Source organism: Nonomuraea sp. B10E15 (assembly GCF_039871615.1).
Lineage (GTDB): Bacteria > Actinomycetota > Actinomycetes > Streptosporangiales > Streptosporangiaceae > Nonomuraea.
Genome location: NZ_JBDPMB010000001.1, coordinates 174,518 through 194,997, shown reverse-complemented (window position 1 = coordinate 194,997; position 20,480 = coordinate 174,518). Strand labels below are relative to the sequence as shown.

Genomic DNA, 20,480 nt, shown 5'->3' with positions numbered 1-20,480 from the left:
CGGAACGCCTGCCATACCATCAGGCGTTCCGGCTGCCATGCCGTCAGTGAGCTCAGACCTCGAGCACCACGGGGATGATCATCGGACGGCGGCGGTAGGTGTCGCTCACCCAGCGACCCACCGTGCGGCGGACCACCCGGCGAATCTCCTGCATGTCGACCACCCCCTCCGCGGCCTTCTCCTCGAGGGCCCGTTCGATCTGCGGAATGAACTCGTCGAACTGCATAGGGTCGATGCCCGAGCCTCGAGCGTGAATCTCGGGACCCGCGGTGAGCTTGCCGGTGTTGGAGTCGACAACGACAACCACGGAGATGAATCCCTCGTCTCCGAGGATCCTGCGGTCCTTCAGCGAAGTGTCGGTGATCTCACCGACCGACGAACCGTCAACGTAGACATATCCGGCGTGCACCGCACCGGCGATCTTTGCGCGGCCGTCGATCAGGTCGACCACGACGCCGTCTTCGGCGATCACGATGTGATCGTCCGGCACGCCCGTGAGGGCGGCCAGCTTGGCGTGGGCTCGCAAATGCCGCCACTCGCCGTGCACGGGCATGAAGTTCGACGGGCGTGTCAGGTTGAGCACGTAGAGGAGCTCGCCGGCGGCCGCGTGACCGGAGACGTGCACCTTGGCGTTGCCCTTGTGCACGACCCGTGCGCCCCACCGGGTGAGACCGTTGATCACCTTGTTGACCGCGGTCTCGTTACCGGGCACCAGCGACGAAGCCAGGAGCACGGTGTCGCCCTCGGCGATGCGGATCGGATGGTCACGGTTGGCCATCCTCGACAACGCCGCCATCGGCTCGCCCTGGGAGCCGGTGCAGACCAGCACCACATCCTGTGGCGGCCACTCCTCGATGTCGCGCGAGTCGACGATCAGCTCCGGCGGCACCTTGAGATAGCCGAGGTCGCGGGCCACCCCCATGTTGCGCACCATCGATCGTCCGACCAGGGCGACCTTGCGACCGTGCCGCGCGGCGGCGTCCATGACCTGCTGGATGCGGTGGACGTGCGAGGCGAAGCTCGCCACGATGACCCGCTGCTCGGAGGTGCGGATCACCTCGTCGATGACCGGCGCGATCTCCCGCTCGCTGGTGACGAACCCAGGCACCTCGGCATTGGTCGAGTCGGACATCAGCAGGTCGACGCCCTCGGTGCCAAGCCTGGCGAAGCCTCCGAGATCGGTGAGGCGGCCGTCGCTCGGCAGCTGGTCCATCCGGAAGTCGCCGGTGTGCAGCACGATGCCGGCGGGCGTCCTGATAGCCACGGCCAGCGCGTCGGGGATCGAGTGGTTGACCGCGAGAAACTCGCAGTCGAAGGGTCCGAAGACGTGCCGTTCGCCTTCGACGACCTCGCGTTTGGTCGGCTGGATCCGGTGCTCGGTGAGCTTGGCCTCGATCAGGGCAAGCGTGAGCTTGGATCCGATGAGCGGAATATCGCGCCGCTCGCGCAGCAGATAGGGCACAGCTCCGATGTGGTCTTCGTGAGCGTGCGTCAGTACGACGGCTTCGACATCGTCGAGCCGGTCTCTGATGTATTCGAAGTCGGGCAGAATGAGGTCGACACCCGGCTGGTCAGGCTCGGGGAACAACACCCCACAGTCGACGATCAGCAGACGGCCGTCGTATTCGAAGACGGCCATGTTTCTGCCGATCTCGCCCAGCCCGCCGAGCGCGACGATGCGCAAGCCGCCGTGAGGCAGCGCCGGTGGGGGGCCAAGCTCAGGATGCGGATGGCTCATGCCCGGCCCCCACGGTCAGATCGTGTTCTCAAAACTCCCGGTTCCTCCCCGTTCCTATGTGTCTGTCAACTTCACCCCGCCGGCTACCAGGCAAGCACGCAGCTCGGCGATTTGCTTCTCTGTCGCGTCCACGAGCGGCAGCCGTACCGGCCCTACCGGCACGCCCACCATGCTCAGTGCCGCCTTTGCCATGATCGCGCCGCCCGCACGCAGCATGATCCCGTCCACGACGGGAGCCACCTGACTGTGCAGGGCAAGCGCTTGAGCGACCTCGCCGCTCTTGTGCAGGTGGATCATTCGCGCCAACTCGGCGCCGACCACATGCCCGACGACGCTGACGAACCCGGTCGCCCCGAGCGAGAGCCAGGCCAGGTTGAGCAGATCGTCTCCCGAATAGAAGACAAGATCGGTAGCGATCATCACCTGACTGGCAGCGAACAGATCGCCCTTGGCGTCCTTGACGGCCACAATCCGTTCGTGTTGCGCCAACCTGATCAGAGTCTCAGTTTTGATCGGCACTCCGCTACGCCCCGGGATGTCATAGAGCATCACGGGAAGGTCGGTCGCGTCGGCGACAGCGGTGAAGTGCCGATACAAACCCTCTTGCGGAGGCTTGTTGTAGTAAGGCGTCACCACCAGGAGGCCGTGTGCGCCGGCACGCGCCGCCTGCTTGGCGAGCTCGACACTATGGCGGGTGTCGTTGGAGCCCGCTCCCGCCACCACGGCCGCGCGGTCACCGACCGCGTCGAGGACGGCACTGACGATGCGCTGTTTCTCCTCGTCGGAAGTGGTGGGCGACTCACCAGTCGTCCCGTTGACGATCAAGCCGTCATTTCGCTGCTCGTCTACCAGATAGGTAGCAAGACGTCGCACAGCCACATAATCGACCTCACCGTCAGAAGTGAACGGCGTGACCATCGCGGTCAGCATCCGGCCGAAGGGCGCATCGGTGGTTCCAGTTGGCGATGCCATAGTGCGAACGCTACCTGGATTCAGAAATCCATTGGACGTCGCCACCCCGCTTTGCCTGCCTGGAGCCGCCTTTTGCCCCCTTTCGACAGCAGTCGTGGGCCGCTCACCCAACGATAGGTCCTTCGGCTGAGTCCTCCAGCCACACCGCCGTTGCGACCCGCCATTACGCGCGGACATCGTCGCAGGCCCACGGCCTCCGCCCAGGAACACTCTCGCTGCCGCTCACCCCGGCTCCCGGGACCACCGCGGCCCACGACATCCCCTTGGCCGATCGCTCACCCCTCCAACGCCGGACCACGCGATTCCCTGGCCCCGGCCCGCTCCCACGGCTCTCCCCCGAGCATGGCGCTCCCGGTCAGGAACAGGAAGCCTCCGCGGATCCGGACCTCTTCTTTCGCTATCGCCGTCATCCCCGTCAGCGCATGCGCCACCGTCATCCCTGCCGCCCGCACGCGCCGCCTCATGCCCGTCCTCAAGCGCCGCCCGCATGCCTCTCCCCGCAGGCGCCGCCCCAGCGCCGTGCCATCCCCGTCCTGCAAGCGCCACCCTCATGTCCCCCTCCACTAGCGCCACCGCCACCCTCATGACCTCCGCGGGCACCACCCTCCCGGTTTCCGCAACCGCCGCCATCCCCATCCCCGCAAGTGCCGCCCTCATGCCCTCCCCACAGGCGCTACGCCATCCCCGCCAACGCGGCCGCGTTCGTGGCAGTTCTGGCTGGCCAGTGTGTTACTCGATGCCGGGAGTGAGACTGATGCGGCCCGGTGTTGGCCTCCGCCGCTGCTGGGGCATTTGGCCGTACAAGCGGTGTGCCGTACTGTCCGAACTGCGCGGATGTAGGCATGCGCGACGCGCCCGGGCAGTCGAAGCGACGTCCCTGGCCGCAGCGCCGCCCCGCCAGAATGCCGCAGGCGGACGCGACCGGTCCGCTCGATCCACAGAGCCGCTGGAGCGGCAGGTATGGGCATGGAAGAGGTCGCCGATATGTGCTCGGGGGTACACACATCGACGACCTCTATCGGAGAATCGGCGTCCCTTACATCCGCGTTACAGGGTTTCTCCGATAATTTTCCGCCATCGCAAAGTTGGGGCTCCAGCAGTCATCGATGACGGTCGGTTACCTGCCGAATACGGCAACATAGGGCAACGCCTCACACGAACCCCCAGGGATGGACTAGTGGCCACCTCAGATCCGGTCTACCTGCGTGTCGTCGAAGACATCCGGCGACAGATCACCGACGGCGCCCTTCCCCCCGGCGCGCCCATTCCATCGCGGGCGCAGCTGACCCGTAAATATCAGGTCGGCGAGACCGCCGCCCGTCACGCCCTTCGCGTACTAGCGGGTGAAGGCCTCATCATCGGCCGCGTGGGATCGGGCCATTACGTCAGGGAACGCCCCGACCTCACCGCGTTGCATCGATGGCGGTTCTTGGATCACCCTGCCCCGTTCGCGGCAGACCTGCAGTCTCAGGGCAGGCGCGTGACATGGGACTGGCACAGCGAACCAGCCGAAGCGGGCCCTGACATCGCCAGGCGGCTGCGCCTCAGCGAGTCGACCACGCTGAGCAAGACGCGTTACGTCTATCGCGGCGACGGCAAGCCGCTGCAGCTCGCCACCTCGTACGAGCCGATGGAGTTCGCCGCCCATTCGGAGGAGGAACGGCGCGGCCTGGTGGCGAGGATGTACGCCCACGGCATCAAGATCACCGAGGTGGTCGAGAGCGTGCACACCCGCGTTCCCCGCCCCGCGGAGAGCGACGCGCTCGACCTGGCGGCGGGCGTTCACGTGCTGCACATCGAGCGCACTCACTGGGCCGGCGATCGTCCCGTTGAGACCAGCGACATCGTCATCCCGGGCGACCGCTTCCGGATCACGTACAGCATGCCCGTCTAGGCAGGCTCTGGCTCCGGGCGAGCGCCTCCTCGCCCGGAGCCCGCTCTTCCGCCACGACCACACTTCGCAGGACGCGATTCCGCGCATCTCCTGGACGCTCTCCGCGCACGATGCGTGTCGACAGGCGGCACCGGGTCACGCACCGCGGATCCCGGGGCAGGCACGTGCGCGGACAGCGGACAGGCGCCGTGAGCCGGAAGCAGGCGTCACCGGCCCTCGGCACCGTTCTGGGTCACCTTTTACGACCTCGCCCCGCCGAGCCTCCGGCGGGTCCGACGGTGTGCACGCCGTCAGCCCACAAGCGCGACGCCTTCCCCGCCAGGGTGGCAGAACGTGGCAGGACGTTCTGCGGCTGCTCAAGGACCGCCGGAGAAGCCGCCGACGGCGCTGGTCCGGACGAAGCCGGTGGCAATCCCCTCCCCAACGGCTGCGCACCGTGTTATCTCGATATTTCACCTACGGGGCCACGTCTGGGATGCGCGGCAAACACGCAGGTCAGAGATTGTCGGTACGCGTTGATAGAACGGTCGCGGAGGTTGCCGATGCGAGTCAAGGATCTACCGAAAAGCGACCGGCCCCGCGAGCGGCTCATGGCCAGCGGTGCCGCCGCTCTCGCCGACCGGGAGTTGCTGGCCGTGCTGCTCGGCTCGGGGTTTCGCGGGTCGAGCGCTCTCGATCTGGCCAGCGAGGTGATCCAGCGCTGCGGGGATCTGGAGACGCTCAGCCGATCCGGGCCGCACCGGCTGCTCACCGTGCCCGGCATCGGCCCGGCCAAGGCCGCGCGGGTGAGCGCGGCCTTCCATCTCGTACGGCGGGCGGACGCCTGGCCGGAGCGGGAGCGGATCAACAACACGTCCGACCTGGCACACGCGTGCGCCCCTCTGCTGCGAGATCGTACTCAGGAGCGGCTGGTCCTGGTCGTGTGCGACATCCGTGGCCGGGTGCTCAGGCGCGTTGTGCTCTCCGAGGGCGGGGCCGACCATACGACGGTGCCGATCCGGGAGGTGATCACCGAAGTGCTCACCGCGGGCGGCGCGATGTTCGGCCTGGCACACAACCATCCGGGCGGTTCCCTGGAGCCGAGTGTGGCCGACCTGGAAGCCACCACCCAACTCCTCGCGGCCGCCGAGACCGTCGGGGTGCGCCTCCTCGACCACGTGATCATCGTCGATGAGGCCTGGCGACGTATCCCGACATAAACCCAATCCGCCGCCGACTCTCGCCCAGCCAACAGCAAAAACCATGATCTCCTGCATAGCGACGAACTGCAGTTTTCCAAGGGACCACCATGAGAACCTAATGCCGCGGGAGGCCGTTATGGACGTCAGTCGGCCATCACCCGCCATGGCGTGGCTCTGTGCCTCCGGAGGGCACGTCGCCACGTCCGTGGTTTCGCGCCGGTCCCGGGCGAAGTCCGATCGTCTACGTCGTGCGATTGGGCAGGCGCGTCGCCGGGGACCGGCGCGGAACACCTTCCGCACAAGCCCGTTCGATTTGGTGCCTCGCCTTTCAACGCCATGGCTCTGCTCGATCTGGTTGGACGGGCAGCGGTCACGACAGCCGCAAACCGTCAGCCGGTGGGCGGAGGCTGCTGTGGCCTTGCTTTCCCTTCCGTGGGTGGCCGCTGCTCGACGTTGTACCAACGACGGCGGAGAGACGCGACGGCGCCGGTGCTCCACCAGCTTCCGGCACGTCATCCAGCGGATCGTCCGCCGCCGGCCGGGGCCAGCGTCGCTAGATACCCTCGGAAACCACGGTCACATCCCCACCCCGGAACACCTCCACGAGTGTATGACGGCACCAGTCGCTCGCCCTCTCCACACTGTCGTCCCCCCGCGCGATCGCGCTGTCCACGGCGACCTCTCCCAGTACGTAACGCAAATAATCGCCCAATATCATCAGCAGGGCGATCTCAACGTCGGCGTAGTCGAGCAGGCGCAGCCCCTCCGCGAGGAGCGGCAACTGCTGCACGGCCAGCGGCCGCCATCCGGGCGGCATGGAAACCGCTGCTCGAACGACTCGAACCACGCCGCCAGCGCGTCGCCTGTCGGCGAGGACCGGCCTTTCGAGAAGTCGTACACGAGGAATAGCCCGTCCGGAGCCAGGACGCGGACCACCTCGGCAAGGGCGGAGGTGAGGTCGGTGTAGTTCAGCGAACCAGCGGCGGCGACGAGGTCGAACGACGCCGCGGCGAACGGCAGCCGCTCCGCTGTGCCGATGACGAATCGAGCGGAGGGCGCGACGGATCGCCGGTGGACAAGCATCGCCGGGACCGGCTCCAAGCCGACGACACGATGGGCCAAAGGCGCGAGCGCCGCAGTGGACACGCCGCATCCGACATTTAGCGCGCGCCCCACGGGACGCTCAAGGTGCACCGACGCGAGCATCCGCTGATGCACCGGAGGTCGGTCGAAGGCATAGCTCGCCGCCAGCGTAGACGCTGGTCATGGATGCTCCGAGATCGGTCCGGCCACGCAAGCGATAACGCCTGGTGAAGCGCAGGCCGACCACGGGGCGGATGCTGGTCGATGGCCGGCAGACGCCACTTGTCCTGGTCTACCTTCGCAAGGGCGACCCCTCACACGGGGCTGGCTTCGGGGTGTCGACCACGGCGTGGCGGTATGTGCAGGAGACAGTGGCGTCGGCGCGTTCGCCCAAGCTGATGGCGGCGTTACCCCAGCAGCGCTGCGCGGCGGGACTCGACCTGAGCGCCGCCCGTATCCGGGCATCCTGCGCCCTCTGAAGGAAGCGGGGATCAGCACTCTCGCTGACCATGCCTGTCAGGGGACGCCTCCTCCCACTACAAGGGCCACGACGAGCTCGTGTCCGAGAAGCAGGTCGATCGGTCGAACGCCAGACTCCGCGGGCCCGGTGAACGCGCGACCGCCCAGCTCAAGGGGCGAAGGACTTTCCAGAGGCTACGCTGCAGCCCCAGCAGGCCGGTCATTTTTGCGAGGCCACCGTCGTCACCGGTCGGAGGCTGCTCCGTACCGGGTTGCGGTCCTGAGTTGTCGACGCGAACCAGCTTTTTCGGTAGATCGAACAGAGAGTTCCACACATCGTGCACTCGAGAGTTCGGTCTGGTGGTGAACTCCTCGACCTTGACGTTGACTCCCACTCTGGTGATTTTCCGAATGAAGGACAGGCCGCCCGCCATGCACAATTCGTAGACCACCGGCATGCATTCACACGTGCAGTCCCTGACCCGCACCCGCGATCGCGGGACCTCTGGGTCCCATGTGATGGCTCCGCGTACGTCGGCGCCCGGTCGAACGTGCCGGCCATGCAGGTCTCCCTCTTCCCATCGCATGCCGCTCACTATAACGGTCGACGTATCTATTGGTCTAGTTAACGTATCCATAGGCTCGCAAGACGTCTGTTTTGAGCGCGCATGTACGGTTTCGTCTATAATCCGAACGTGCTAGATCGCGAAGGGCCCGTGCCCGTCTACAGGCAGGTCGCCGACCTGGTCCGCGATCAGATCGAACGCGGCGAGCTCCAAGCAGGCGATCCGGTGCCGAGCGAGGCCACGCTCGAAAAGGAATATGACATCGCACGGACGACCGCCCGGCGGGTGGCCCGCGAACTGCGCGAGCAAGGCCTGGCGTACACCGTGCAGGGCGAGGGCACGTTCGTCGGCCAGCCTGGTGCGCCACGATCGCCCAAAACGATACCGCTCTATCAAAAAATCGCCGGAGAAGTCGCGGAAAATATCCGGAATGGCGACATCCCGCCGAACAGGGCCATCCCCGGCGAAAAGGTGATGATGCGACAGTACGGCGTCGCCAAAGTCACCGTACGCCAGGCGGTCGCCTATCTCCGAGAGCAGGGATGGGTCTTCACCGTCCCTTATCGGGGCACATATGTGAACAGCCCAGAGAAATGGCCCGTAAATCGGGATTCTTAGTCCGTGAGCGGCCCCGCCAGACCCCCTCCCGCGGCGGCTACGAACGCCGGCCGAGACGGAACCACACGCAGACGATCGTCGTGGCGTCGTCCACCTCATGACCCACGCCCGCCCAGTAGCGGCGGTGCGTCTGCCGCCAGTCGTCGACCGACTGGTACCCCTCCCCCTCGGCCACCGCGAACTCCCAGGTGACCGAGGCGAACGGCGTCAGCTCCACCCGCGTGATCTCGACCTCCCCGACCCTGCCGCCGGTGTCGTCGACCAGGACCAGGCGCTCTCCGACCCGTTCGACTTCCTCACCCTCGGCTTCGTAGTCGAGGGTGAGCACGCCCGCCGTGGCGATTTTCTTTCCCGACAGGACGAGGTCGGTGAGCAGGGTGCGCACCCTGCCGGGGGTCCCCAGTTCCAGCACCCGGAGCCCGTCCATACGCGGCCACATGGCGCCATGTCAGAAGACCGGGATGATCTCCTCGGGATCGATGAAGTCCACCGGCACCCCTTCCAGGTCAAGCTCGGGAATGGCGGGGAAGGCGATCCCCCAGCGCTCCACGATCGCCCGGACCCTGGCCATGGCCACGCGCCAGTTCTCCGCCTGCTCCTCGTACGACAGGACGCCGAGCCCGGCCTCCCTGGCGTGGTCCATGAGGACGCGGTGGTTGGCCAGGAAGTACGGCGGAAGTTCCCAGAAGCCCTCAGGAGGCTCCCAGAGGATCATGCTGAGGAAGACGAAGCCCGCCCTGAGCTGGCGCGTGATCAGCGACTTGGTGTCCTCGGTGAGCCCGGGCCACTCGTTCTCCAGGATGGTCATGCAAATCTGTAGATGTCGGGATTCGTCCCTGCCGATGCGCTGGAACATCTCGCCGAAGACCGGGTGCTGCGTCCCCGAGGCCATGCCCCTGAAGAGCGTGGAGGCGGCCATCTCGCCCATCATGAAGCTGGTGAACAACACCGGGAGCGAGTATTTGCCCACGGCCGAGTTGTAGCCGTTCCAGTAGCGGCCGCCGTTGTGGTAGAGCCAGCCGATGTTGTTGTGGGCGGCTGATTCGAGGTCGTCGGAGGGCGTCCAGTCGAGCGGTCCGCCCGGCCAGAGCCTTGCGATGGCGCGCTGGCAGCACTCCTCGTGGTTCATCTCGTCACGGGTGATCGAGAAGAAGCACTTCCTGACCGGATCCTCCTCGTGTTTCTCGAACGCCTGGATCGTGGCGCGGGCGAACACCGCCGGCCCCGAGGCGTCGAAGTTCGCCAGGACCGCGAACCAGTACATGATGCCCAGGCGCTGCTCGCGGGTGAAGTCGTCCGGCCGGAGACCGTCCCAGGGCAGGTCGGCCGGGTTCCAGACCATGCGCTTGGACTTCTCGTAGATGGCCGCGAGTTTCTCGGTCTCGACGCGCCATTCCATGGGATAGATGTTGGGCTGCGGGATCTGCGGTGCAGGCCAGAAACCGCCCTCTGGAATCGTGAGGTCCGCCATGTGTGACACCTCCTCCCCCATCCTGCGTGTCGGCGTCACGTCTTTCAAGTACGGGCGCGCTGGGTGACGGCCACGCAGACCAGGACGGCCAGCGCCGCGACGACCGTGACCGGGCCGAACCGTTCGCCCATCAGGAACCACGCCCAGACCAGGGTCAGGAGGGGCTGGGTGAGCTGGGTCTGGCCCGCCCTGGCGATGCCGCCCTTGGCCAGGCCCGCGTACCAGGGGAAGAAGCCCAGGAACATCGAGACCAGAGCCACGTAGGCGAAACCGGCCACCGACTGCGGGGCCGGCGCCATGGGGGTGGTCAGTGCCAGTGCCGCCGTGATGGGGGCCGTCAGGGGCAGGGACAGGACCAGCGCGTGGGAGATGACCTGCCAGCCGGGGGTCCCCCTGGACAGCCGGCCGCCCTCCGTGTAGCCGACCGCCGCCGACAGCAGCGCGCCGACCAGGAGCAGGTCGGGCCAGGTCGGCCTGCCCTGGTGCTGGGTGAGGGTGAAGGCGGTGATGGCGGCGGCGCCGGCCGTACAGGCGGCCCAGAAGAGCGGGCGGGGGCGCTCGCCGGCCGACACGACGGCGCAGGCGGCGGTGGCGGCGGGGAGGAGGCCGGTCACCACCGCGGCGTGAGCCGTGCTCGCGCCCAGGTCCAGGGCCAGGCCGCTGAAGGCGGGGAAGCCGAAGACCACGCCCAGGGAGATCAGGGCGTAGGGGCGCCACTGGTCGCGCGGCGGGAGCAGCGGGCGGCCCGCCGCCTTCAGGCAGACCAGGGCCACCACGCCCGCCACGGCGGCCCTGCCCAGCGCGACCAGCCACGGGTCGAAGCCCCGCAGCGCGAAGACGGTGGCCGGAAAGGAGCCGGAGAACGCCAGGACGCCGAGGAATGCCAGGGCGGTGCCGCGACGTCGCCGGCCGCGGTCGGAGGCGGGGACCGCTACTCCACCGGTGACAGTAGCGCTATTCTCCATTCTCATGGACAACGATAGCAGTATCGCCAAGATCGCCGCGATACTGCGTGGCGAGGCCGCCAGGCTCGGCCCTGGCGCGCGGCTGCCGTCCAGCCGGGAGATCATGCGCAGGCACAACGTCAGCCCCGTCACGGTGTCGCGGGCCATCGGGCAGCTGGCCGCCGAAGGGCGGGTGGTGACGAGACCCGGCAGCGGGGCGTTCGTGGCGCACCCGGCGCCCAGGGGCGAGGACCCGGCGGATTTCTCGTGGCAGACCGTCGCCCTGGGCGACCGGGTGGTCGACGAAGGGCCCGTCGCGGAGCTGCTGGGCGTGGCCGCCGAAGGCGTCGTACCGCTCACCGGCGGCTACCTGCGTCCGGGACTGCGGCCCGACAGGCAGTTGGCGGCCGCCGCGGCGCGGGCCGTGCGGCGGCCCGGCGCCTGGGCCATGCCGCCGCTGCCCGGCCTGCCCGAACTGCGCAGGTGGTTCGCGGCGCAGGCCGGAGGCGACGTGACCGCCGCCGACGCGCTCGTCGTGAGCGGCGGGCAGGCGGCGCTCACGCACGCGTTCCGCGCGCTCGCCGCCCCCGGCACGCCGGTGCTGGTCGAGACGCCCACCTACCCGGGCGCGCTGGTGGCGGCCAGGGCCGCGGGGCTGCGGCCCACGGCGGTGCCCACGGACCGCGACGGCGTACAGCCCGATCTGCTGGCCGAGGCGTTCGCCGTCACCGGCGCGCGGGTCTTCCTCTGCCAGCCCACCCTGCACAACCCGACGGGCGCGACCTTGCCGGCCGGCCGCCGGGCGCAGGTGATGGACGTGGCCAGGGCGGCGGGCGCGTTCGTCATCGAGGACGACTTCGCCCGCTACCTGACCGGCCAGGCGCCCCCGTCGCTGGCGTCCATGGACCGGCACGGCACCGTCGTCCACGTGGGCTCGCTGACGAAGATCCTGTCGCCGAGCATGCGGGTGGCGGCCGTCATCGCCAGAGGGCCTGCCGCGCACCGGTTGCGGGCCAGCCAGCTCGTCGAATCGTTCTTCGTGGCACGGCCGCTGCAGGAGACGGCGCTGGAGTTCGTGGAGTCGCCCGCGTGGCGACGGCATCTGGCCGCCGTGCACGCGGAGATCGGGGTCCGGCGCGACGCGCTGGCCGCCGCGCTCGCCGCGCGGATGCCGCGGGCCGAGCCGCACCTGCTGCCCGCCGGCGGGATGCACCTGTGGGTGCGGCTGCCGGCCGAGGTCGACGAGAACGCGCTGGTGGAGGCCGCCAGGCGGAACGGCGTTCTGGTGAGCCCCGGCCGGATCTACTACCCGTCCGAGCCGCCGGGTCCGCGGATCCGGGTGACCCACATGGCCGCCGCGCACCTGGCGGAGCTGCACGAAGGGGTACGCCGGCTCGCCCAGGCGCTGGACACGGTCACCGGAGAGCGCGCCTGAAAGTGATCCACGCCCGTTAGAGTGACCGGCATGCCGTGCCCTGCGGAGCTCGTACGCGACTTCGTGAACACCTACGACGTCGAGGCGCAGGCGGACGAGCTGTCCTCCCCCGCCGAACTGGCGCTGTGGCTGCGCGAGCGCGGCCTGTCCGGGCCGCGCGACCGGGCCACCGACGACGACCTCCACACCGCGACCGCCCTGCGCGAGAACCTCAGGGCGGCGCTCAGACGCGAGGCCGCCGAGCTGCCCGCGTTGCCGTTCACGATCAGGGCGAGGCAGGGCGAGCGTCCCGAGCCTGCCGCTGCCGGCGGCGGCGTGCGGGGCGGGCTGGCGGCGATCGCCGTGGCGGCCGTGACCGCGTCCTGGGACCGGCTCAAGGTGTGCGCGGAGGACACCTGCCAGTGGGCGTTCATCGACGCGTCGAAGAACCGATCGCGCTCGTGGTGTTCCATGAGGGTATGCGGTAACCGCACCAAGACCCGGGCTTACCGGGCGAGGAAGAAGGGTTCGCGTCATCTCCAAGGGTCAAACACCGATACGGTGTAAGTCGTGCCTTGTGGCATGAACGGCAGTCGAAGGAGCGGGCCGAGATGGCAGACGTAGGCGTCCGGGCGGCCCGGCGCGAGGATGTGCTCCAGGTGGCGAATACGCAGATCCGCGCCTGGCGCTACGGCTATCGGGATTTCCTCCCCGAGGGCCCACTCGAGCAGATGACCGGCGCGGCTGCGGAGAAGATGTGGTTGCGCCAGTGGGACGAGGCGATCGTCGCCCCGCCCACCCCCATGCATCGGGTGCTGGTGGCCGTGGAGACCATCCTCGACACCGAGGGCTTCCCCGCGCTCGGCAAGGGAGGCAGCGCCGCGCTGACCACTCCCCGCGGCGGCGAGCGCGTGGTGGGGCTGGCCTCCCATGCCCCCGCCGAAGACCCCGACCTCGACCCCAGCGTGGTGGCCGAGATGCTGACGCTGCTGGTCGATCCCGATTTCGTCCGGCGGGGCCACGGCAGCCGCCTGCTCAACGCCACCGTCGACCACCTGCGCGAAGACGGCTTCCAGCAGATCGTCACCTGGGCTTTCGCCGACAACTACGCGGTGCTCGGCTTCCTCGAGTCGGCCGGCTGGGGCGAGGACACCGCCGAACGCGTTCTCGACATGGGCCGCCCGATCAGGATGGTCCGGCTCACCACCGACATCAGCTAGAGGGTCGACGACATGGCAACCTCCGGTCAGTGGATCGCGGGCGCCCGCCCGCGCACGCTCCCCAACGCCGTCGTGCCGGTCATGGTGGGCACCGGCGTGGCCATCGGCGAGGGCGGCTTCGTGTGGTGGCGAGCGATCCTGGCGCTGCTCGTGGCGCTCTCGCTGCAGATCGGCGTCAACTACGCCAACGACTACAGCGACGGCGTCCGCGGCACCGACGACCATCGGGTCGGCCCGATGCGGCTGGTGGGCTCGCGGGCGGCCACGCCGCGGCAGGTGCTGACCGCCGCGCTGGGCAGTTTCGCCGTGGCGGCGGTGCTGGGGCTCGTCCTGGTCATCGTCACGCGGGCGTGGTGGATCCTGCTGGTGGGGGCGGCGTGCATCGCGGCCGGCTGGTTCTACACCGGGGGCAAGCGCCCGTACGGCTACCGTGGGCTGGGCGAGGTCGCCGTGTTCGTGTTCTTCGGGGTGGTGCCCGTGGTCGGCACGGCCTTCGTGCAGACCGGGTCGCTCAGCTGGGCGGCGCTCGTCGCGTCGGTCCCCGTGGGGCTGCTGTCGTGCTCGATGCTCGTGGTCAACAACCTGCGCGACGTCGGCACGGACGGCCAGGCGGGCAAGCGCACGCTCGCCGTGCTGCTGGGCGCCGAGCGCACCCGCGCACTCTACGTCGCCTGCCAGGTGGTGCCGTTCCTGGTGGCGCTGGCCATGATCCCGATCACTCCGTGGGCCGCGCTCGCACTGCTCGCCGCGCCGCTGGCGGTCTCGCCGATCAGAGCGGTGCTGGGCAAGGCGGTCGGTCCCGCGCTGATCGCGGTGCTGCAGCAGACGGGGAAACTGCAGATGGCGTACGGGCTGCTCTTCGCGGTGGGGCTGGCGTTCGTCTTCTGAGGTGGCCGGGCATCTTCTAGGGTGGACAGGTGAAGGACTTCATCGCCGGCCTGCCCAAGTGCGAGCTCCACCTGCACATCGAGGGCACCCTCGAGCCCGAGCTCAAGTTCGAGCTGGCCAGGCGCAACGGCCTGCGGCTGCCCTACGCGGGCGTCGAGCAGATGCGGGCCGCCTACACCTTCGACAGCCTGCCGTCCTTCCTGCGGATCTACTACGAGGGCATGCGGGTGCTGCGCACCGAGCCCGACTTCTACGACCTGGCCATGGCCTACCTCCGCAAGGCCGCCGAACAGAACGTCCGCTACGCCGAGATCTTCTTCGACCCGCAGGCCCACACCTCGCGCGGGGTGCCGTTCGACGTGGTGATCCGAGGGCTGCGGCGGGCGCTGATGGACGCGGAGGCGCGGCTCGGGGTGCGGGCGCAGCTCATCATGTGCTTCCTGCGCGACTTCCAGGCCGAATACGCGATGGCCACGCTGCTGGAGTCGTTGCCGTACAAGGAGTGGATCGCCGGCGTCGGGCTCGACTCCGATGAGCGGGGCAACCCGCCGGTCAAGTTCGCGGCGGTCTATGAGCGGGCCCGGCAGGAGGGTTATCTCCTGACGATGCACTGCGACGTCGACCAGGACGACGCGGTCGAGCACATCCGCCAGGCGGTCGAGGACATCGGCGTCAACCGGATCGACCACGGCGTCAACATCCTGGAGGACCAGCGGCTGGTGGAGGTGGTCCTGGAGCGCGGCATGGGGCTGACCTGCTGCCCGATCTCCAACGGCTACGTCACCGACTCGATGAAGGCCGAGGGCATCCGCACGCTGATGGATCTGGGCGTGCGGGTGACGATCAACTCCGACGACCCTGCCTATTTCGGGGCCTACGTGGGGGAGAACCTGGAGGCCCTGCAGGGCGCGCTCCAGCTCACCAGGGACGAGCTGGCCCGGCTCGAACGCGACGCTTTCGAGATCGCCTGGCTGCCGCGGCACGTCAAGGACGCCTATCTCGCCGAGGTGGACGCCTACCTCGCGCGGGGTTGACGTGTCCAGCGTTATCACAGTTAGATAACCACGGGCATTCGGCGAAATAAAAGAGGCATGCTCTTGCTGGAGGGACGATGCCCGATTTCGCGATGCTCTCGGACGCGCCGGTGGATTGGCGAGGAGATCTGCTCCAGTTTCGGCGCTACGTTAATCCGCTCGTTTCGGTCATCACCCATCCCCGCACGCAGACGCCTCTGACCATCGGCGTTTTCGGCGCGTGGGGAAGCGGGAAGTCCACCCTGCTCCACATGGTCGACGAGCGGCTGCTCGATCAGCACGGCGACGCTTTCGTCCGGGTGCATTTCAACCCGTGGGTGCACCGCCGAGAGCCCGAGATGTTACTTCCGCTGCTGAACGCCCTGCACGACACGCTCAACGCCGACCCCGGCCGCCGTTTCGCCGGCGCCGTACGGCGGCTCGGCGCGATCATGCTGAACCTCGCCGCCGACGAGGTGTTGAAGAGAGTCAACCTGGGCTCCGTGAGCGTGGAGAAGATCGGCAGGCTGGCCCAGCAGTACGCCGAGCTCCGCGGCCAGGTCGACAGCCAGACCGGCCGGCTGCGCGGGCTGCTGCAGCAGGAGGCCGACCGCCTGGCCGCCACGGGCAGGAAGATCATCTTTTTCGTGGACGACCTCGACAGGTGCGAGCCCGACCAGATCATCGACGTGCTCGAATCGATCAAGTTGTTCCTCGACCTCAGGAACGTCTTCGTGGTGATCGCGCTCGCCAAGGACGTGGTCGACCGCGGGGTGTCGGTGAAATATCAGCCGTTCGGCTTCTCCGACCACGCCACCATCGCCGACGACTACCTCGACAAGATGATCCAGCTCCCGCTGCACCTCTACCCGCTCGGCCCGGCGGAGGTGGGGGCCTTCATCCGCGATTCGCTCCCCGGCGAGATGGCCGCCAGGCATGTGGAGACACTGGAACGGATCGTCGCCCCGAACCCGCGCAAGATCAAGCGGGTGCTCAACCTGCTGCGCGTGACCGAGGCCGTCATCGACAACACCCCCGGCCTCGCCGGCCTGCACACCGACCTGGTGGTGCGGCTGGTGGTGCTGCGGGTGCAGAGCCCGGAGCTGTTCGCGGACGTGGTGCGACAGCCGGCCCTGCTGGTCGCGCTCGAACTCGCCTACCAGGACAAACTGGTCACCGACGTGCTCCAGGGCTTCCAGGCGCGCTTCGGCGCCCAGGCCGACGAGCTGCAGCGCCTCACCCAGGCCCACCACGACACGAACGCCCTCCTGGCGCCGTTGTTCGCCGGCTCCGCGTTCGAGGCGTCCTCCGGCGATCTGCCCGCCTACCTGACCATGATCGGCGGATGAGATGCCCCCCGCCACCGCCCGTTACGAGCTCTACGGCCTGCGGTCCGGCAACCCGTACACCTGCCGGCCGCTGAACGCCGTCGCCGACGACGCCGACCGCGCACGCCTGCTGGAGCTGGCCGGCTTCGTGCGGCTCGCGGCGATCAAGGAGGCCGTCGAGACGGCCGTCAGCGGGAATCGCCCGGTGTTCTTCCTCATCAACGGCGTGAGCAAGAGCGGCAGGACGTCCCTGGCCAACCACGTGATGAGCCTCTACAGGGACGCCGCCGGGCTCGGCGAGAGCTTCGCCACCCACTGCGCGGAGCCCGAGGAGATGACCCAGGACCCCTATCCGGTGATGTGCTCGACGCTGCTCTCCCTGCGCAACAAGATGAACGAGCAGGCGATCGCCATCCCCGAGGTGCTGCGCGAGCGCTTCACCGAGCTGGGCAGGCGGGCGCACACCGACCAGATGAACGCGTACGACCTGCAGGAGATCGCCGGGCTCACGGGCTCGACCTACGCCGCGGCCAAGGGAGGCTTCGGCATCAGGTACGAGAGCGTCCCGACGAAGAAGCTGATCACCCTGGCCACCCAGGTGTTCGCGAACACCCGTACCGTCGTCGTGTTCACGGTCGACGACTACGACCACGCCAACACCTTCCGGCTGACCAGGGCGGAACGCGAGCGGCTGGCGCCCCGCGTGCGCGTCGTGGACCTGGCCGCCCTGACCGGGGAGCAGGTGGCCCACCTGGCGCGCGACCGCTGGACGGGCCGGCCGCCCTCCCCCTTCCACGAGGAAGGCGTGAAGAGCGCCTTCAGCGGGCGCCCGTACACCGTCGGCCGGGCCATGCAACATCTGGAGCTGCTGCTGGAGTTCCGGCTGCGCGAGTACGACAAGGACGACCCCTGGCCCACGGACGACCTGCACATGCCCGAGAGCTGGCTGGTGAACCGCATGTACCAGCGCGAGAGATGGAACGGGCTTGGAGGCATCGATGGCTGACTACCCCGCGCGCAACCCCTTCCCCGCCCGTGGCACGTCCAGCGCCGAGGAGACGTCCCTGCCGGGCTTCCTGAGCGACTGGGCGCGCACCACGCCCACCGCGCTCCTGCCGGGCGTGCGCGACGTCGTGCGCCAGGCCCGGGCCTACCTGGCGGCGTTCGACGGCGACGGCGGCCTGTCCTGCCTGTACGGCGCCCACGGGATCGGCAAGACGCACGCCGCGCGGTCCATGATGGCGGTCGTCAACGAGGAGTCTCCCGACGCCGTTCAGCTCTACCTGAGATTCCAGGACGACGACTTCGTCGCCGCGTACCGGCGCATGGTCTCCCAGCTTCCGCTGAGCCTGCTGGCGGAGCTGAGCCTGAGCTACCTCGACACGCTCGCGGACGACCTGTCCGGGCGCGCGGTGGGGCCGGCCGCCGGGGAGCCGCGGCAGCCCGGCCCGTTCGGTCCAGATCCGGTGGAGTCCGGTGAGGTGCTGGAGGAGCAGGCCAAGGAGATCGCCGCGGTGGCCGGCGACTGGCCGCAGTTCCAGCGGGCGCTGTCGTACCTGACGCGGCCCGGGTTCGCCGAGGACGCCTATGACTGGTTGTGCGGGCGGCCGATCAGCCCGGAGTCCTCCAGGGCGCTCGGGGTCAGCGCCCAGATCGACGATCCCCTCACCTGCCGTTACGGCCTGCAACTGCTGACCAGGCTGGTGACCAGGGGCGGGCGGCCGTTCGTGATGGTGCTCGACCAGTGCGAGAAGTTCCTGCTCGACGACGGCGACCCGGTGCCGGGGAACATCGGGATCCTGCACGGTCTGGTCGAGGCCGTCCCCCGGGCCCGCGGGATGCTCGTCCTCGTGGCGAGCGGGGCGGGCTGGGAGTGCCTGCCGCAGGATCTCCGCCAGCGGCTGGGCGCCGGCGCCTGCCACATGCTGCCGCTCACTCCCGGCGAGGCGACGCTGGTGCTGGCCACGTACATCAACGCCGCCCGGCAGTCGGACGGTGACGACATCTGGCCGTTCACCGAGGCGGGCGTGCTGGAGTTGCTGCGGCACAGCGGCGGCAACCTCCGCCTGCTGCTCCAGCTGGCCTGGGCCGGCTTCGACGCCGCGGCTCCCGGGGGGCTCATCGACGCCGGGCTGGTCGCGGCCGCCGCCGCCCGGCACGGGCGCGCGCCCGGTTTCGCCGCCCTGGTGATGCTTGTCGAGGGGGAGCTGCGCGCCTGCGGGATCGCCGCCGAGCGGGTCGAGGAGAACGGCACCGTGACGTCGTTCGAGCTGCCCGGCGGGTCCGCGCCGAGAGCAGTGATCAGGTTGTCCGAGGCCGTGTTCTTCGACGACGAGGCGGCCATCGCCGACGAGCTGCTCACCAGGCGCTCCGGCGCTCCGGCGGCGTTCACCGCGCTCCTGGTCTCGGGGTACGTCAGCCCCACCGTGCTCACCGTGCTGCGCGAGGCGATGCACGTGGTCCTGGTCGCCGACGGCTCCCCCGGCTTCGTGCGTGCGCTCGACGAGCTCGTCAAGCGGCTCGCCGCCATCCCGGCCGGCTCCGGCGAGCCGCTCCCGCGGGACGAGGCTCTGCGGGAGTTGCGGACGCGGATGGACGAGCTGGTCGCGGCGCGCCAGGGCGAGGTGCTGGCACTGCAGCGCAGGCTCGACGAGGTGGCCGAGCGGCTGGAGCGCGAGCGGCAGCGGCGCCCCGACTGGCCGGCCCGCCGGGCGGAGCTGGTGGAACGCATCACCGAGGCCAGGGACGCGCGGGCCGCGGCCGACTGGCTGGAGTTCAGCAGGGCCGCCACGGCCGCCGTGCGCGGGCGGACGAGACTGCTCTCCCTGCTGGCCCTGGCCGTCGTCGCGGCGGCCGCCCTGTTCGCCGCGGCGCCCGCGGCCGGCGTGCTCCCCTTGCGGTGGGCGCTGATCGCCGGCGGCGTCGCCGCGCTCGTCGCCGCGGCCCTGCTCTGGAGGTCGCCGGCGGCGTCGAACGTCCGTCACGCGGTGGCGGGCGCGGAGTCCAGGCGCGACCTCGACCGCCTGGCCCGCGAGGCGGGCACGCGCGCCGCAGACCCGGTCGGACGTTACGCCCACGCGCTCCGCGAGGACCCCGACGACGGTTATCAGCGGCTGGTGGAGGCCATGCTGGCCGAACCGCTCGCGATCGTCAGGCAGGCCATCGGGCGCCGGCTGGCCGTTTCTGAGCGCTCGCCCACCCAGTGCGTGCCGGACGTGCTGCGTGGGCTGCGCGAAGGGTGTCCGGAGATGCTGCTCCTGCTGGCACGCAGGCAGCGGCACGCCGAGTCGGAGCTGTTGCCGCGCGTTCTCCGCGATCTGCCTCCCGAACTGCGCGTCCTCGTGGCTCTGGCCAATGCGGGCACGCCGACGCCCGCCGACAGCACGATGCCCTGGCAGCCGGCCGAGCTCGCGCTCGAGGCGCTCGGCGTACGCGGGCTGCTGCACCCGCTCGCCCTGGCCTTCCGCGACGGCGACGCGCGGACCATGCCGATCGAGATCCCGCCGAGCGCCCTCAGGGCCACCGCCCACCTGCTGTCGCCGCTGGAGCCCGGCGGACTCGGCACGTACGACTGGCTGCCGCTCATCGCGGAAATCGATGAGCTCTTCCTGTTTTTTGAGGAGTTGCTCTATTACCAAGAAGAAAAGCGCTTAAATCGCCATAAATCTTGACGCGCCGTCCGAGTCATGAG

Annotated in this window: 17 protein-coding genes and 1 pseudogene; 12 read left to right on the top strand and 6 right to left on the bottom strand. The window is 69.1% G+C overall.

From position 1 onward, the window contains the following. Positions 1 to 52 precede the first annotated feature (52 nt). Entirely contained in the window at positions 53 to 1,738 is a 1,686-nt protein-coding gene (locus ABGB14_RS00935) for a ribonuclease J (protein ID WP_347641569.1), read from the bottom strand. A 54-nt stretch (positions 1,739 to 1,792) separates the two neighbouring features. Then, positions 1,793 to 2,710, bottom strand: coding sequence for a 4-hydroxy-tetrahydrodipicolinate synthase (gene dapA / locus ABGB14_RS00930; protein WP_347641568.1), 918 nt, complete (start codon positions 2,708 to 2,710; stop codon positions 1,793 to 1,795). Positions 2,711 to 3,197: 487 nt separating this feature from the next. Here dapA and ABGB14_RS00925 point away from each other — a divergent pair, with 487 nt between their 5' ends. Both ABGB14_RS00925 and radC read left to right on the top strand, forming a co-directional pair. After that, positions 3,198 to 4,604 carry a GntR family transcriptional regulator gene (locus ABGB14_RS00925; RefSeq protein WP_347641567.1) on the top strand — a complete coding sequence of 469 codons (1,407 nt, stop codon included), beginning with the start codon at positions 3,198 to 3,200 and terminating at the stop codon, positions 4,602 to 4,604. Positions 4,605 to 5,146: 542 nt separating this feature from the next. Then, the gene (gene radC, locus ABGB14_RS00920) at positions 5,147 to 5,803 is read left to right on the top strand and encodes a DNA repair protein RadC (protein ID WP_347641566.1); all 657 of its coding nucleotides are present in this window, start codon (positions 5,147 to 5,149) and stop codon (positions 5,801 to 5,803) included. Positions 5,804 to 6,338: 535 nt separating this feature from the next. Here the strand turns inward: radC and ABGB14_RS00915 are convergent. Further along, positions 6,339 to 6,602: a hypothetical protein gene (locus ABGB14_RS00915; protein WP_347641565.1), complete on the bottom strand. Its 264-nt coding sequence runs from the start codon at positions 6,600 to 6,602 to the stop codon at positions 6,339 to 6,341. A gap of 532 nt (positions 6,603 to 7,134) precedes the next feature. On the opposite strand from ABGB14_RS00915, the pseudogene ABGB14_RS00910 reads away from it, so the two are divergent. Both ABGB14_RS00910 and ABGB14_RS00905 read left to right on the top strand, forming a co-directional pair. Next, positions 7,135 to 7,290, top strand: a pseudogene (locus ABGB14_RS00910) (IS5/IS1182 family transposase); the annotation flags it as partial. Positions 7,291 to 7,995: 705 nt separating this feature from the next. Beyond that, complete coding sequence (locus tag ABGB14_RS00905; RefSeq protein ID WP_347641564.1) at positions 7,996 to 8,511, top strand: GntR family transcriptional regulator; 516 nt, start codon at positions 7,996 to 7,998, stop codon at positions 8,509 to 8,511. Between the two features lie 37 nt (positions 8,512 to 8,548). On the opposite strand, the gene ABGB14_RS00900 is transcribed toward ABGB14_RS00905, so the two are convergent. From ABGB14_RS00900 to ABGB14_RS00890, 3 genes are read right to left on the bottom strand one after another with little or no spacing between them, the layout of a single operon-like run. Beyond that, positions 8,549 to 8,950, bottom strand: coding sequence for an ASCH domain-containing protein (locus tag ABGB14_RS00900; RefSeq protein ID WP_347641563.1), 402 nt, complete (start codon positions 8,948 to 8,950; stop codon positions 8,549 to 8,551). 9 nt (positions 8,951 to 8,959) lie between these two features. Beyond that, on the bottom strand, positions 8,960 to 9,982 hold the full coding sequence (locus ABGB14_RS00895) for a hypothetical protein (RefSeq protein WP_347641562.1): 1,023 nt from the start codon (positions 9,980 to 9,982) through the stop codon (positions 8,960 to 8,962). Between the two features lie 44 nt (positions 9,983 to 10,026). Beyond that, complete coding sequence (locus ABGB14_RS00890) at positions 10,027 to 10,953, bottom strand: DMT family transporter (protein ID WP_347641561.1); 927 nt, start codon at positions 10,951 to 10,953, stop codon at positions 10,027 to 10,029. On the opposite strand from ABGB14_RS00890, the gene ABGB14_RS00885 reads away from it, so the two are divergent. From ABGB14_RS00885 to ABGB14_RS00850, 8 genes are all read left to right on the top strand, one after another. After that, the gene (locus ABGB14_RS00885) at positions 10,952 to 12,361 is read left to right on the top strand and encodes a PLP-dependent aminotransferase family protein (protein WP_347641560.1); all 1,410 of its coding nucleotides are present in this window, start codon (positions 10,952 to 10,954) and stop codon (positions 12,359 to 12,361) included. The two genes, ABGB14_RS00890 and ABGB14_RS00885, sit on opposite strands and share 2 nt — an antisense overlap. A gap of 30 nt (positions 12,362 to 12,391) precedes the next feature. Continuing rightward, the gene (locus ABGB14_RS00880; RefSeq protein WP_347641559.1) at positions 12,392 to 12,907 is read left to right on the top strand and encodes a CGNR zinc finger domain-containing protein; all 516 of its coding nucleotides are present in this window, start codon (positions 12,392 to 12,394) and stop codon (positions 12,905 to 12,907) included. A 44-nt stretch (positions 12,908 to 12,951) separates the two neighbouring features. Further along, positions 12,952 to 13,560: a GNAT family N-acetyltransferase gene (locus ABGB14_RS00875; RefSeq protein ID WP_347641558.1), complete on the top strand. Its 609-nt coding sequence runs from the start codon at positions 12,952 to 12,954 to the stop codon at positions 13,558 to 13,560. A 12-nt stretch (positions 13,561 to 13,572) separates the two neighbouring features. Then, positions 13,573 to 14,448: a 1,4-dihydroxy-2-naphthoate polyprenyltransferase gene (locus tag ABGB14_RS00870; RefSeq protein ID WP_347641557.1), complete on the top strand. Its 876-nt coding sequence runs from the start codon at positions 13,573 to 13,575 to the stop codon at positions 14,446 to 14,448. A gap of 29 nt (positions 14,449 to 14,477) precedes the next feature. Next, positions 14,478 to 15,482: an adenosine deaminase gene (locus ABGB14_RS00865; RefSeq protein WP_347641556.1), complete on the top strand. Its 1,005-nt coding sequence runs from the start codon at positions 14,478 to 14,480 to the stop codon at positions 15,480 to 15,482. 77 nt (positions 15,483 to 15,559) lie between these two features. Further along, a complete protein-coding gene (locus tag ABGB14_RS00860; protein WP_347641555.1) occupies positions 15,560 to 16,810 on the top strand; it encodes a P-loop NTPase fold protein in 1,251 nt (416 codons plus the stop codon). A gap of 1 nt (position 16,811) precedes the next feature. Next, on the top strand, positions 16,812 to 17,795 hold the full coding sequence (locus tag ABGB14_RS00855) for a hypothetical protein (protein ID WP_347641554.1): 984 nt from the start codon (positions 16,812 to 16,814) through the stop codon (positions 17,793 to 17,795). Continuing rightward, positions 17,788 to 20,460: a hypothetical protein gene (locus ABGB14_RS00850; RefSeq protein ID WP_347641553.1), complete on the top strand. Its 2,673-nt coding sequence runs from the start codon at positions 17,788 to 17,790 to the stop codon at positions 20,458 to 20,460. The genes ABGB14_RS00855 and ABGB14_RS00850 overlap by 8 nt, the downstream gene beginning before the upstream one ends. The last annotated feature ends 20 nt before the right edge of the window (positions 20,461 to 20,480 follow it).

Coding starts and splice junctions, on each gene's coding strand:
- ABGB14_RS00890 (WP_347641561.1), bottom strand. CDS start 10,953: ATGAGAATGGAGAATAGCGCTACTGTCACCGGTGGAGTAGCGGTCCCC.
- ABGB14_RS00935 (WP_347641569.1), bottom strand. CDS start 1,738: ATGAGCCATCCGCATCCTGAGCTTGGCCCCCCACCGGCGCTGCCTCAC.
- ABGB14_RS00905 (WP_347641564.1), top strand. CDS start 7,996: ATGTACGGTTTCGTCTATAATCCGAACGTGCTAGATCGCGAAGGGCCC.
- dapA (WP_347641568.1), bottom strand. CDS start 2,710: ATGGCATCGCCAACTGGAACCACCGATGCGCCCTTCGGCCGGATGCTG.
- ABGB14_RS00885 (WP_347641560.1), top strand. CDS start 10,952: ATGGACAACGATAGCAGTATCGCCAAGATCGCCGCGATACTGCGTGGC.
- ABGB14_RS00900 (WP_347641563.1), bottom strand. CDS start 8,950: ATGTGGCCGCGTATGGACGGGCTCCGGGTGCTGGAACTGGGGACCCCC.
- ABGB14_RS00880 (WP_347641559.1), top strand. CDS start 12,392: ATGCCGTGCCCTGCGGAGCTCGTACGCGACTTCGTGAACACCTACGAC.
- ABGB14_RS00875 (WP_347641558.1), top strand. CDS start 12,952: ATGGCAGACGTAGGCGTCCGGGCGGCCCGGCGCGAGGATGTGCTCCAG.
- radC (WP_347641566.1), top strand. CDS start 5,147: ATGCGAGTCAAGGATCTACCGAAAAGCGACCGGCCCCGCGAGCGGCTC.
- ABGB14_RS00895 (WP_347641562.1), bottom strand. CDS start 9,982: ATGGCGGACCTCACGATTCCAGAGGGCGGTTTCTGGCCTGCACCGCAG.
- ABGB14_RS00855 (WP_347641554.1), top strand. CDS start 16,812: ATGCCCCCCGCCACCGCCCGTTACGAGCTCTACGGCCTGCGGTCCGGC.
- ABGB14_RS00925 (WP_347641567.1), top strand. CDS start 3,198: ATGCCTCTCCCCGCAGGCGCCGCCCCAGCGCCGTGCCATCCCCGTCCT.
- ABGB14_RS00860 (WP_347641555.1), top strand. CDS start 15,560: ATGCCCGATTTCGCGATGCTCTCGGACGCGCCGGTGGATTGGCGAGGA.
- ABGB14_RS00870 (WP_347641557.1), top strand. CDS start 13,573: ATGGCAACCTCCGGTCAGTGGATCGCGGGCGCCCGCCCGCGCACGCTC.
- ABGB14_RS00850 (WP_347641553.1), top strand. CDS start 17,788: ATGGCTGACTACCCCGCGCGCAACCCCTTCCCCGCCCGTGGCACGTCC.
- ABGB14_RS00915 (WP_347641565.1), bottom strand. CDS start 6,602: ATGCCGCCCGGATGGCGGCCGCTGGCCGTGCAGCAGTTGCCGCTCCTC.